The following is a 12,829-nucleotide window of genomic DNA, read 5'->3' on the forward strand; positions in this document are numbered from 1 at the left end:
TGCCTTTTTTATTATTTCTTATTAATCGTTACAGTTTCATTATATTTCGTTGTTGTATTTTGGCGTAGACGAAGCGTTGCTTGTCCAGTTGTATTTGAATCAATCTGTACATTTACAACTTTCTCAGCAGAGCCTAAGCTGTTTGTTGTGAAAGAAAATGCACTACTATATCCGAAAGTAGATGGCCAAGTGCCGTTTGCATTTTGTACTTTAGCCACTTGTGTTCCACCAGTAGTGAAGATACCTAAAGAATAGTTGTTATACGTTGTATTAGGTAGTAAGTTATTTACTTGAATCTTCATTTGGAAAATTTCATTGTTTGGTAGAATGCTAGGGTGTGTAACGACGTAGTCGCTTGTTGTTACCGCACCGTTATAACCGTATGAACCTGGTTTAAAAGTATTTGTATTAAACCATTGATAACCTGCATTTGGTGCACTCCAAGGTTCAGGTTGTGGTTCTGTTGATAAGCTTGGCTGTTCAAATGTTTGTAGAGCTGTAGGTGAATCAAGTTGTAAACCATTTACTTGATCTAAACTTGTAAATGTCTCTTTATTTGATAACCAATTTACGATGTTTTCTAATAAAATCGCATCGTTTTCTTCTTTATAACCATCGTAAGTTTTCTTTGTTTGGCCAGAATCTTCACGAACGTATTTTGGCGTAGCATCTTCAACAGGAGAAGAGTCACCAATAAAGGCAGCTTTTCCAAGTCCTACTTTTGCGATAGCAGCATATGGGCCTTCTGCAATACCACCGCCATTATAAACGCCACTATCAACAGCGTTATTCCATTTTGATGGATTTTCTGGAAGGTAAACAAGTCCTTTTGCTAGTTTTGGGTTTGTAATTGCTAGAGTAGAACCAGCATGCATTGCTACAGACGAAACACCTTTTGTAATTCCGAAAGATTGTTCAGGCGATACAATTGTTTTCGCTGAAACATCACCAAGTGCATTGTAGCGGAAGCGAATACCGAAGTTGTCAGAGAGCCAATCAGAGCTTTCTACTCCTTGCATAGCTTGTGAATTTGCTTCTTCATTAGACATTCCTTTTGCTGGATTATCCCAAGCACCGCGTCTATATCCATTAAATACTTCAGAAGAGTCCCAGCGATTTTTATTACGATCTGCATTGTAATGATCAGCAATAAAGAAGATACTACCACCATTTTTTACATATTGTAACATAGCGTCCTGCTCAGATTTTTTGTAAGGAATATTAGCTTCTGGAACGATAAATACATTGTAATCTTTTAAGTCTTCGTACGTAATAGGTGTTGATTTACGAAGTTCCTTTACGTGATATCCGTTTTTTGCAATGCCGTTTCCGAAGTCAGAAAAGCCGCCGTCAATAACCCAGTCAGCTGTCCCAGCAGTTTGACCGTGTGTATTATCGAATAATACTTTCTTCCCATTGTTTTGATTTACAACTTTTGCAGCAATTTCAGGAGCTGGGTCTACAGAGCTTTCGGCATAAGTAGACGGTATGAACGAGGTCCCTATACTTAGTGTAATTGCTGTTGCTAAAGAAAATGTAATCCATTTTTTATTCTTCATAGAAGAATCCCCCTAATAATAAATATATGTGCTTTAATAATGTAATTTATTTTTCTGTAAAAATAAAGACGGAAAACATAAAAATATTAAAAAATTGTAAAAATACCGTGAATTTTGTTGAGAAATATTTATATAGATATAAAAACATCCCTTCCAAGTAATAAGGAAGGGATGTTTTGCTTAACTAATTTTTGAGTTAGGTGTTTCATCAATCTTATGAAACCCTTTCATGTAATATACGATTGCTAAGCCGATAAGCCAAATTGGGCCGACAATCAATGCAATTCGTGTATCTTCTGAATACGCCATTATACCTAATACTAATACAAGGAAAACGAGTGAGAAATATGAGCTTAATGGGTATAAAGGCATTTTATACGATAACTTTTGTTTATTTTGAGTAGGCAAGCTTTTACGGAATTTAATTTGAGCGACTAATATAATTCCCCAAGTCCAAATTGCACCGAAAGTTGAAATGCTAGTAAGCCATGTAAATACCTTTGCAGGTACGAGATAGTTTAATATAACACCAATTAGTAAAACGATAGCAGTTGCTACAATTCCTTGGCTTGGAATGCCATTTTTATTTAAACGACCAAATCTTTCAGGAGCTTTTTTCTGTTGAGCTAATGTATATAGCATACGGCCTGTACTAAATAAACCACCGTTACAAGAAGAAAGAGCTGCTGTTAATACGACAAAGTTAATAATACCTGCTGCTTTTGCGATACCAATTTGTTGGAATGTTAATACGAATGGACTGCCTTTCTCACCAAGTTCGTTCCATGGATAAATTGCCATCATAACGAATAATGCCCCAACGTAAAAGAGTAGAATTCTCCAAAATACGTTATCGATTGCCTTTGCGAGTGTTTTCTTCGGATTTTGAGCCTCACCAGCTGTAACACCGATTAATTCAACGCCTAAATAAGCGAATAGTACCATCTGCATGGAGAGTAGTAACCCAGAAAATCCATTTGGGAACCAGCCACCATGTGACCAAAGATTTGAAATACCAGTAGCGATACCACCGTTTCCGAATCCGAATAAAATAATACCAGCTCCGACTACTATCATACAGATAATTGTGACAATTTTAATGAGAGCAAACCAAAACTCAAGTTCTCCAAATACTTTTACCGATAAGAAGTTAAAAGCGCTCATTAATAATAGAGCAAGTAATGCCCAAGTCCAGCGCGGGATATCAGGGAACCAGTACTGCATGTAAATGCCAGCTGCTGTAATTTCAGCCATACAAGTAACAACCCATAAGAACCAGTAATTCCAACCAGTAATATAACCAGCGAGTGGTCCAATATAATCATATGCATATTTACTAAAAGAACCAGCAACAGGTTGTTCAATTGCCATTTCCCCAAGCGCTCGCATAATGAAAAAAATAACGAGACCGGCAATCATATAGCCTAGCAAAATAGAAGGACCTGCTAGTTTAATGGCGGAAGCGGATCCTAAAAATAGCCCAACGCCAATAGCTGAGCCCAGTGACATTAAAGTAATATGTCGTTCTTTTAAACCACGATTTAAAGTTCCAGATTTGTTTGTGTGCTGCATAAGAAGAATCCCCCTTGTAGAGTGAACGATATTTGAATGCGTTTACTAAATATTTAACTATTTCAAATTATAAAACATTTCTATCTGTTATGCTACAAAAATAATCATAATGAACTGTACTACATCTGTACTTGTCAGACTTAAACTTAAAATTCGAACTATTAGGGAATATATTGACTCTTCTTTTTATTGATTGTTAAGATTAAGTATTATATTTTCTCACATACTAGTAAGAAAAAGAATGTGTGATAATAATTCAGGTGTAGGAAGGGTACATAAGCATGTTTCAATTACAAAAATATAACACTTCTGTGAAGCAAGAGTTTTTAGCTGGCATCACAACTTTTTTTACATTTGCGTATATTCTTGTCATCAATCCAAAAATATTATCTGATGCAGGTGTACCATTTGATCAAGCGTTTACAGCAACAATTATTGCAACCGTTGTTGGAACAGTAGGTATGGCGATTTTCGCGAATTACCCGATTGTTATTGCTCCAGCTATGGGAATGAATGCATATTTTGCTTATTCTGTTGTACAGAAGGCAGAAGGGATTACATATGTAGTTGCCTTTTCAGCTGTATTTGTAACGGGGATTATTTTTCTTTTATTATCTTTTACTTCGTTTAGGCAAAAGTTAATTTTAGCAATTCCTGATAGTTTAAAGCATGCAATTGCAGGTGGAATTGGACTATTTATTGCTTTTATTGGATTGCGCCTTTCTGGAATTATCGTGGATCATCCGTCTAATTTAGTTACGATTGGTGATTTTCATTCTCCAGCTGTTATTTTAACTTTAATTGGTTTAATATTAGCGGCGGTATTAATGACATTGCGTGTGAGCGGTGCATTATTTATTAGTATGATTGTGACAGGAATTATTGCCTTCTTTACAGGGCAATTGAAGTTTGCTGATAAAATTGTGGCGATGCCTCATTTACCAGAGGGTATCATCGTTTCAAACCCAATCAATGCCTTTTCAGATGTAATTGAATACGGATTATACGGCGTTGTATTTTCATTTTTACTTGTACTTTTATTCGATACAACAGGTGCATTACTTGGTTTAATTAAACAAGCAGGTTTAATTACAGACAATACAGAGAAGCGTTTTGGTAAAGCGTTTATTGCAGATGCAATTGGCGGGACTACAGGTTCTATCTTTGGAACCAGCCCAACAGCAGCGACGATTGAATCGTCAGCAGGTATTGCTGCAGGTGGTAAAACTGGGTTAACAGGGATTGTAGTTGTTGGTCTAACAATTATAACGGCATTTTTTAGTCCTGTTATTGATTCTTTATCAAGTGTAGCCGCTATTACAGCTCCTTCATTAATTATAGTAGGTAGTTTAATGGCACAAAGCATTCGAGATATTAATTGGAATGAATTTGAAGATGCGTTACCAGCATTTTTAATTTTTATAGGTATTCCGTTAACATCTAGTATTGCAAATGGAATCGCAATTGGATTTTTAGTATATCCAGTCTTGAAAATTGTGAAGGGTAAAGGGATGGAAGTACATCCATTACTATACTTATTTACAATTTTATTTGGATGTCATTTATTCTTATAATATAGGAGAGGGGGCTTCTTATGAGGGGCTCCTTTTTTGTGTATAATAAAGTGAAACTTAAATTAGTAATGTAAAATATAAATTACTTATTGGAATATATATTATAATAAGGGTGGAGGAGAAAGAAACAGTAAACAAAAACATAGACAAAAGTAGGCATATATAGTGAAAAGTAATTATGAAACAATATAAACCGAAAGAATTTTCAGAAATGCTTAATGTCTCTGTTAAGACATTGCAAAGGTGGGACAATCAAGGTGTTTTACCTGCTTACCGAAACCCAAAAGGAAGAAGATATTATACAGAAGAACAGTATAAGAAATATATGGGTATTCAAGAAGAACTTGTTCAGGATTTAATATCTATCATTCATGTATTTAGCTGTAGAATATATGGGTTGAGAAAATACGAAAAGAAAATGTCGGAGGATGAAGACTTATGAAAAGAGCATATTTAATAGAAATCAAACCGACAACTGAACAAATTAGTAAAATCCGTCAAACTATTGGGGTGTGTCGATATGTATATAACCTGTATATCTCTAAAAATAAAGAGGTATATGAGTCGGAGGGGAAATTTCTTAGTGGTTATGACTTTTCCAAATGGTTAAACAACATTCATACAAAAGAGTGTGACCAGTGGATTAAAGAAGTGTCGAGCAAAGCGGTAAAACAAGCGATTATGAATGGAGATAAAGCTTTTAAGCGGTTTTTTAAAGGTTTATCTAAGTTTCCACGATATAAAAAAAAGAAGAAGCAAGATGTGAAGTGCTACTTTCCGAAAAACAACAAAACAGATTGGACAGTAGAAAGACATAGAGTAAAAGTCCCTACAATTGGTTGGATAAGGTTAAAAGAGTATGGATATATTTCAAAAAATACAACTGTAAAAAGTGGTACAGTATATCAAAGAGCAGGAAGATACTATGTGTCTATACTCTGTGAAGTGAAAGAGGTAAAACCAAATGCAACTCTCAATACAGTAGGTCTAGGAATTGATTTGGGAATTAAAGACTTCGCTGTACGTAGCGATGGAAAAACTCACAAAAATATAAATAAAACAGTACAAGTAAAAAAGATAGAAAAACGGTTAAAACGTGAACAACGCTCTTTATCACGCAAATTTGAAAATATAAGAAAGAGAGGTGAACAACCTGTTACTAATAAAAGAGCGAATATAAACAAAAATATTCTTAGGGTGCAAAAACTACATGCTAGGCTAGCAAATATTCGATTAGCGTATGTAAAGTCTATTGTAAATGATGTGGTGAAAACCAAGCCAACGTTTATTGTAGTAGAAGATTTGAATGTGAAAGGTATGATGAAGAACAAACATCTATCTAAAGCTGTAGCGCAACAATGTTTTTATGCTTTTAAAACATGGTTATTAACGAAATGTAGGGAATATGGAATTGAACTACGGCAAGTGGACAGATTCTATCCATCTTCTAAAATGTGTTCATGTTGCGGTCAAAAAAAGTCGGATTTAAAGCTGTCTGACCGAGTATATACATGTGAATGTGGCAATGTAATAGATAGAGATTTAAATGCGTCAATCAACCTTTTACAAGCAAAAAAATATACAATACTAACGTAAATAGATTGTATATATGTACGGTGGGCTACATCGGAATTTACGCCTGTGAAGTGTCACAGCAAACTGTAGTAGCAAGTGATTAGCGAGGCAGGGCACGTAGAAGCAGGAATACTCTAAGAATATACATTTGTCTATATTTTTAGTAGCAGGAACATGAATGGCTGTAAGTAAAATAAAAGTCGCGCGTGTTCAGTTAGATTTAACACAGCAACAATTAGCAGAAAAAGTAGGCGTTACAAGGCAAACGATTAGTTTAATTGAGAAGGGGAAATACAATCCATCTTTAGATTTATGTTTAAAAATTTGTTATGCAGTAGATAAAACGTTGAATGATTTGTTTTGGGAGGAAAAGGAGTGGTAGGATGAAAATCGTGAAAGATGAACGTTTAATGATTGAAGGGTTAAAACATATTAGATTAGCTTTCATCTTACAAAATATCGTCATACTAGCTATCGTCTTTTACCGCTATGTCTTGCAAGGGGCAGGATATGAAAGTGTTTCGGATTTATTAATGGTATTTATGGGCGGGATAATAATTATTAACTTTTTAAATCTGAAAAATTCAGTGGAAGTGTATGAGCATACGGGCGGAGTGTCGCGTCGTTATTTTATGAAGCTATTATTCATTCCGGTGGGTATTATTATTGGGATTTTAGCTATTTGTATCGTTGTAACACCAGATATTTCGATAAAGGAAATTAGTATGACAGGACTTATTATGTTTGCTTGTTTTTTAGTTCCAAGTTTGTTTATATACATATATATGAAAAAAATAAAAAGAGAAGATTGAAATATAAGAAAGGCTTTCCTGTATTGAGGAAAGCTTTTCTTATATCTTTTTATACAAAACTTTATGAAGGCCAATTGGTTCAATTTCAAAAATTTCACCATGCTCCTGAAAGCCTAATCGTTTGTAATAGTCAGTTACAGTAATTCGGCCATTACACCATAACATATTTGCTTGACGCTCTTGTAAGATTTGTTCTGCATTCTGAATTAAGGAGCTTCCAGCGTGGTTGTTTCGAAACTCAGGTAATGTGGCCATTCCTCGTAGACGATAATGAATCCCGGCTGGTAGGTCAGGATATATTTCTTTTGAGAAGGAAGCGATACTAATTAGTTCATCGTTTATAAATGCGCCTAAGTGGAAGGTGTCTGTTTCATAATCGGAAGGATATTTACAATCTGCTAATGTTTGATTGGGGCGTAAAATTTTTTGACGTAATACGTAAGTTTCAGATCCCTCAATATTTTTCACGGTAATCATATTAACATCCTTTCTTATAACGCTTTTTCTGTTAATTGTATAAAGAAATAGGCAGGTGCGGCGAGAAGTCCGAGTATGCTAGCAGTTCCGAGAAGGAGTGAAAGTAGGAGGCAAGAATATTTTATTCCATTCGATTTTTTCCATCCGTAACTACAAATCTCAATACTAACACCGATGAGAATAATGGCAACGAGTATTTCGGCTAATAATAAGAGAGCTAAAGTTATAATAGACATAATGTAATCCATCCCCATAATATGTGATAGTAACATTTTACCATATGAAATGGAAAAAATGCCCCTCAATTATGTGAGGGGCATTTTTTTATTCTAATATGTTTTTTAGTGTATCGATATGTTCTTTTGAGCCTGTTACAAGTAATGTATCACCGTGTTGTAGTCTTGTATCCCCATGTGGGATTAATGCTTTATTTCCACGATAAATTTGAATGACTAGTACATCACCTAAAAACGGAAGGCGACGAAGTGCAACGCCGTTATATTTATTGCTCCGTAGTTCAACTTCACGGACTGTTTCGTTTGCTGTTGTAATTAAGCGGACGAGACTAGGTTTATCAATAAGCGCACGTAATAAAATACGTGTAGAGTTAATTGTTGAGAATACAGCGATATGTTCTTGCGTTGCTTTTTCTTGTAGAAGTGGATCTTCTACACTTGCAATAACATGTTCAACACCTAGCTCTTTTGCATGTTCTGCCAATAATAAGTTTTGTTCATCATCACTTGTTGCAACAACGACGCGATCTGCATCAAATGCTGTTTGTTCAGTTAATGATGCGATTGTGATGTCATCCAATTTCACGATAGGGAAGTCGTGCGATTTCGCTTCTTCATCATTTATTTTGTTTTGACGCATCATATATAGCGTTACGTCATAATCTTCTCGTTTTAAATCTAGTGATAACGGAAGGGTAATTCTGCTCGCGCCAATAATAGCTACTTTTGGTTTTGGTGTTTCTACTTTTGGGAACATTTTTTTAAACAATATAGGTGCAAAAATACAAGTAATAACTGCGCTTAAAATAAGAGAGGCAGATAAACTTGGACTGATGATCTCCAGTTTTTCACCAATTTGTGCAGCCGCAATAACTAAAGAAAGTGTCGATGTTAATAAAATTGCACTTCCAAGTACGATATTACGTGGATACCATTTTCTTAAGACGAGTGATGGTAAGAGTTTTGAAATAAAGAGTCCTACAATTAAGATTGGGATCATTAGCATGCTAGAAGGTTCTTTGAAAATAGACCACACCTCTAGATTTACACCAACCATTACGAAGAAAATAGGGATGAAGAAACCATAGCCGATAGAATCAAGTTTTTCCACCATATCTTCATTTGGTGATAATAAAGATACAAGTACACCTGCTAAGAAGGCGCCTAAAATATTTTCTGCTCCAACAGATTCCGATAACCCAACTAAGATTAAAATGAGTGCAAAAACAGCTCGTGTATCAATTTGTACACTACCAGCTTTTAAACTATCTAAGTATGGAATGTTTTTAAAACGTTTTGCAACGAAGTAAATAACAATACCAGCGCCGAATAGAAGAAGAAGAAGCCACATGCTTTGGCCGCTTTCGGAATTTAATCCGACGAATACAGCGAGTAAAATCATTGTAACTAAATCCGCAATAACAGCGACTAATAAAATGATTTGCCCAATTGCTGTTTTTCCTAAGTTATTCTCTTTTAATGTTGGTACAACAACACCTAAAGAAATAGTTGAAATAATTAAAGTCATGAACATTGCATTATCTACGAATCCTAGCCATACGAATAGTAATGATAGGGCATAAGATAAGATGAAAATAAATAAGAAGATAATGCTTGCTGCCTGAAATGTATTTGGTTCGTTTGTCGTATTTTTTTTCCCTTTTTGTTTAAAGATAGAAAAATCAATTTCTAAACCGCTTAAGAACATGAGGAAGATAAATCCTAATGTTGATAAAACTTGAAGCCATATATCTGGCTCAATAATATTAAACCCACTTTTACCTACAAAGATTCCTGCAATAATTTCTGCAACGACCACAGGAAGTGCTTTTAATTTAAAGCGTTGTAACAAAAGGGGAACGAAAAACGCGATTGCAACGACAACCATAAGTGATAGAACAGAAGTATGATGTTCCATTGCGTTCTCTCCCTTCAAATAAATATAGTACCTATTTAGCCATATAATAGGTAGAAAAGCAACGCATATGGATTCGATTTCATAAAGAAAGACTTTTCTTAACATTTGTCATAATAAGTATATTTTTCATGATTATGCTGTTAATTCCGTAATGTGGATGTAATAGAGGGGATAAAAAAAGACTGCTGAGGAATCTCAGCAGTCTTTTTCATGTACATTACATTGAGAAGAAGATCCATACAGTTAAACCAACCGTTGCAGTTGCAACGAAGAAACTGTATATCATTGTAAGAATTTGAACTCTTCCTTCTCCTTCTTTTAAATGCATGAACATAATTAATTGTAACAATGCTTGCGCAACAGCCATTATGATAATAGTTGTTAAGACTGTTGAAAGTGGCAATGTTGTGTAAAGTGCCACGTATAACGCTAGAAACGTTAATGCAAGCGATAAAATAAATCCGAAAACGTGTGACCAAGGGAATCCGCTATGGGCATGCCCGTTTACTTGATTGTTGTTTTGAGCCATTTACGCCACCATCCCGTTCAAGTAAACTAGTGTGTAAATAAAGACCCAAACAAGATCAAGGAAATGCCAGTATAAGCTGATAATGAATACTTTACGAGCTGTAACTGGTGTTAAACCTCGTTTTAAAATTTGGATAATAACACAAGTTGCCCAAATGATACCGCCTGTTACGTGAGCTCCGTGCGTTCCAAGAAGAACGAAGAATCCAGATAAGAAAGCACTTGTTTGAATTGTTGCGCCTTCACCAATGTACATAATGAACTCTTCGATCTCGAAGAATAGGAAACCTGCACCTAAAAGTAATGTAAGGACGAACCATCCAAGCATCGCTTTTTGGTTATGCTTACGCATTTCATGAATTACGATACCACATGTGAAACTACTTGTTAAAAGTAGTAATGTTTGAATTAAAAGCGTTTTAAGTTCAAACAATTGCGCTGGTGTTGGGCCATCTGCCGTACGACCAGCAAGGACTAGATAAGAGGCGAAAAGTGTTGCGAACAGCATAATTTCAGCCCCAAGAAAAATCCAGAATCCTAGGATATTCAATCTGCTTTGTTCGGATTGATATTCCAAAGGTAAGCTTTTATCTAAAGCCGCCATGTCATTTCACCTCTCATGCTATATGTTCTGTTTTTTTAATTTCATCAACACTGATATAGTAGCCTTCATCATAATCGAATGAACGATAGATTAAGCAAGCTAAAATACCAATACCACCGATTGCTGCAAGCCAGAACCAGCTAAATACTAATGCGAAACCTGCAAGACCGAAGAATCCAGACGCAATAATAGGCACACCAGAGTTACTTGGCATGTGAATTGGTTTAATATCTTCTGCTGCTGGTGTAACTGTTTCTCCGCGCTTTTTCATGTACCAGAAAGCATCAGCTTCTTTAATTTCAGGAAGCTTCGCAAAGTTGTAATGTTGTACAGGAGAGTGAGTTGCCCATTCAAGTGTACGACCATCCCATGGATCTCCAGTTGTGTCACGTTCACCGTGACGTGCACTCCAAATTACGTTGTAGCAAAGAAGTAGGAAGCCGATACCCATCATTACCGCACCAACAGATGCGATTTGGTTTAGCCATCCCCATCCAAGACTTTCAGAGTAAGTGTACATACGACGAGTCATACCGTCTAAACCTAAGAAGTACATTGGGAAGAAACAGATGTTGAATCCGCTCATAAAGATCCAGAATGTCCATTTACCTAGGCGTTCATTTAACATATGACCAGTCATTTTTGGATACCAGAATGTGAATCCAGCAAGCATAGCGAATACTGTACCTGCGATTAATACGTAGTGGAAGTGAGCGATTAGGAAGTAGCTGTTATGGTATTGATAATCAGCTGCTGCCATTCCAAGCATAACCCCTGTAACCCCACCGACTACGAAGTTTGGAATAAATGCCAATGACCAAAGCATTGGAACTGTAAAACGAATACGTCCTTTATACAGTGTAAACAACCAGTTAAAGATCTTAACCCCGGTTGGAATCGAAATCGCCATTGTCGAAATCGAGAAGAATGAGTTAACCGCTGGACCTGCACCCATCGTGAAGAAGTGGTGAAGCCATACGACGAAACTTAGTAAAGAAATTGCAACCATTGAGTATACCATCGCACTGTAACCGAATAGACGTTTACGTGAGAATGTACTAATGATTTCAGAGAAAATACCGAATGCCGGTAAAATAACGATATATACTTCAGGGTGACCCCATACCCAGAACAGGTTGGCCCATAACATCGGCATACCGCCGCTCGCCATCGTAAAGAAGTGAGCATCGAATAGACGGTCAAATGTCATTAATGCAAGAGCAACTGTTAATACTGGGAAAGCGAAAATAATGATAATTGTTGTAATTAAGATTGACCAAGTAAACATTGGCATTCTCATTAAAGTCATACCAGGTGTACGCATTTTTAAGATAGTAACAAGGAAGTTAATACCGGTCATTAGCGTACCGAGACCTGAAATCTGTAATGCAATTGCGTAGTAGTTATTTCCTACGCCTGAAGTAAACTCTGTACCTGCCATTGGGAAGTAAGAAGTCCACCCAGCGTCTGGAGAACCACCGATTACGAAAGCGATGTTGAATAACATTGCTCCGACAAAGAATAACCAGAAACTTAAAGCATTTAAGAACGGATATGCAACGTCACGAGCACCAATTTGTAATGGTACTACAAGGTTCATTAATCCCATAACGAATGGCATTGCCATGAAAAGAATCATTACTGTACCATGCGTTGTAAAGATTCCGTTATAGTGTTCAGCGTTTAAATAAGTTGTTTCTGGGAATGTTAACTGTGCACGGATCATTAAACCATCCATACCACCACGGAATAACATGATAACCGCAGAAATAATATACATAGCTCCGATTTTTTTATGGTCAACAGTTGTTAACCATTCGTCCCAAAGCCATTTCCATTTTTTATACTTTGTTAGTACGAAAATGATTGCTAATGTCACAAGAACGATAGAAGCGTCTGCACCGTAAATAATCGGATCACCTGTGACAAAGAATTCATCAAGCTTCACTGTGTTCACTCCAATCTGTTGGAATA

General features: G+C 36.1%; 13 protein-coding genes. 5 read left to right on the forward strand and 8 right to left on the reverse strand.

The annotated features are described in order from the left end of the window. Window positions 1-11 precede the first annotated feature (11 nt). Window positions 12-1,559 (reverse strand): DNA-binding protein, encoded by a 1,548-nt coding sequence (locus tag NST90_RS03455; protein WP_000791509.1) that lies wholly within the window; start codon window positions 1,557-1,559, stop codon window positions 12-14. A 180-nt stretch (window positions 1,560-1,739) separates the two neighbouring features. Further along, complete coding sequence (locus tag NST90_RS03460; protein ID WP_001164897.1) at window positions 1,740-3,131, reverse strand: amino acid permease; 1,392 nt, start codon at window positions 3,129-3,131, stop codon at window positions 1,740-1,742. A 281-nt stretch (window positions 3,132-3,412) separates the two neighbouring features. On the opposite strand from NST90_RS03460, the gene NST90_RS03465 reads away from it, so the two are divergent. The 5 genes from NST90_RS03465 to NST90_RS03485 all read left to right on the forward strand — a co-directional run bounded on the left by NST90_RS03465 (window position 3,413) and on the right by NST90_RS03485 (window position 7,092). After that, window positions 3,413-4,705, forward strand: coding sequence for an NCS2 family permease (locus NST90_RS03465; RefSeq protein ID WP_025710076.1), 1,293 nt, complete (start codon window positions 3,413-3,415; stop codon window positions 4,703-4,705). 178 nt (window positions 4,706-4,883) lie between these two features. Further along, window positions 4,884-5,147 (forward strand): helix-turn-helix domain-containing protein, encoded by a 264-nt coding sequence (locus NST90_RS03470; RefSeq protein ID WP_025710075.1) that lies wholly within the window; start codon window positions 4,884-4,886, stop codon window positions 5,145-5,147. Then, window positions 5,144-6,301 carry an RNA-guided endonuclease TnpB family protein gene (locus NST90_RS03475; protein ID WP_046392356.1) on the forward strand — a complete coding sequence of 386 codons (1,158 nt, stop codon included), beginning with the start codon at window positions 5,144-5,146 and terminating at the stop codon, window positions 6,299-6,301. The genes NST90_RS03470 and NST90_RS03475 overlap by 4 nt, the downstream gene beginning before the upstream one ends. A gap of 157 nt (window positions 6,302-6,458) precedes the next feature. Continuing rightward, entirely contained in the window at window positions 6,459-6,662 is a 204-nt protein-coding gene (locus tag NST90_RS03480) for a helix-turn-helix transcriptional regulator (protein WP_000301183.1), read from the forward strand. Between the two features lies 1 nt (window position 6,663). Next, entirely contained in the window at window positions 6,664-7,092 is a 429-nt protein-coding gene (locus NST90_RS03485) for a hypothetical protein (protein WP_000706629.1), read from the forward strand. Window positions 7,093-7,131: 39 nt separating this feature from the next. Here NST90_RS03485 and NST90_RS03490 read toward each other — a convergent pair whose 3' ends face one another. The 6 genes from NST90_RS03490 to qoxB form a co-directional block, all read right to left on the reverse strand. Then, window positions 7,132-7,569, reverse strand: a complete 438-nt coding sequence (locus tag NST90_RS03490; RefSeq protein WP_025710073.1) for a GNAT family N-acetyltransferase — start codon at window positions 7,567-7,569, stop codon at window positions 7,132-7,134. Window positions 7,570-7,583: 14 nt separating this feature from the next. Then, the gene (locus NST90_RS03495; protein ID WP_000926991.1) at window positions 7,584-7,841 is read right to left on the reverse strand and encodes a DUF4022 family protein; all 258 of its coding nucleotides are present in this window, start codon (window positions 7,839-7,841) and stop codon (window positions 7,584-7,586) included. Window positions 7,842-7,893: 52 nt separating this feature from the next. Then, a complete protein-coding gene (locus tag NST90_RS03500) occupies window positions 7,894-9,723 on the reverse strand; it encodes a monovalent cation:proton antiporter family protein (RefSeq protein WP_000399965.1) in 1,830 nt (609 codons plus the stop codon). Between the two features lie 217 nt (window positions 9,724-9,940). Then, window positions 9,941-10,252 (reverse strand): cytochrome aa3 quinol oxidase subunit IV, encoded by a 312-nt coding sequence (qoxD, locus tag NST90_RS03505; RefSeq protein ID WP_283748120.1) that lies wholly within the window; start codon window positions 10,250-10,252, stop codon window positions 9,941-9,943. Beyond that, window positions 10,253-10,855, reverse strand: coding sequence for a cytochrome aa3 quinol oxidase subunit III (qoxC, locus tag NST90_RS03510; protein ID WP_000729318.1), 603 nt, complete (start codon window positions 10,853-10,855; stop codon window positions 10,253-10,255). Between the two features lie 13 nt (window positions 10,856-10,868). Further along, entirely contained in the window at window positions 10,869-12,803 is a 1,935-nt protein-coding gene (gene qoxB, locus NST90_RS03515; protein WP_000762366.1) for a cytochrome aa3 quinol oxidase subunit I, read from the reverse strand. Window positions 12,804-12,829: the final 26 nt, after the last annotated feature.

This window comes from Bacillus sp. FSL E2-8900 (genome assembly GCF_037966225.1).
GTDB lineage: Bacteria > Bacillota > Bacilli > Bacillales > Bacillaceae_G > Bacillus_A > Bacillus_A cereus.

Coding starts and splice junctions, on each gene's coding strand:
- NST90_RS03455 (WP_000791509.1), bottom strand. CDS start 1,559: ATGAAGAATAAAAAATGGATTACATTTTCTTTAGCAACAGCAATTACA.
- NST90_RS03460 (WP_001164897.1), bottom strand. CDS start 3,131: ATGCAGCACACAAACAAATCTGGAACTTTAAATCGTGGTTTAAAAGAA.
- NST90_RS03465 (WP_025710076.1), top strand. CDS start 3,413: ATGTTTCAATTACAAAAATATAACACTTCTGTGAAGCAAGAGTTTTTA.
- NST90_RS03470 (WP_025710075.1), top strand. CDS start 4,884: ATGAAACAATATAAACCGAAAGAATTTTCAGAAATGCTTAATGTCTCT.
- NST90_RS03475 (WP_046392356.1), top strand. CDS start 5,144: ATGAAAAGAGCATATTTAATAGAAATCAAACCGACAACTGAACAAATT.
- NST90_RS03480 (WP_000301183.1), top strand. CDS start 6,459: ATGGCTGTAAGTAAAATAAAAGTCGCGCGTGTTCAGTTAGATTTAACA.
- NST90_RS03485 (WP_000706629.1), top strand. CDS start 6,664: ATGAAAATCGTGAAAGATGAACGTTTAATGATTGAAGGGTTAAAACAT.
- NST90_RS03490 (WP_025710073.1), bottom strand. CDS start 7,569: ATGATTACCGTGAAAAATATTGAGGGATCTGAAACTTACGTATTACGT.
- NST90_RS03495 (WP_000926991.1), bottom strand. CDS start 7,841: ATGTTACTATCACATATTATGGGGATGGATTACATTATGTCTATTATA.
- NST90_RS03500 (WP_000399965.1), bottom strand. CDS start 9,723: ATGGAACATCATACTTCTGTTCTATCACTTATGGTTGTCGTTGCAATC.
- qoxD (WP_283748120.1), bottom strand. CDS start 10,252: ATGGCTCAAAACAACAATCAAGTAAACGGGCATGCCCATAGCGGATTC.
- qoxC (WP_000729318.1), bottom strand. CDS start 10,855: ATGGCGGCTTTAGATAAAAGCTTACCTTTGGAATATCAATCCGAACAA.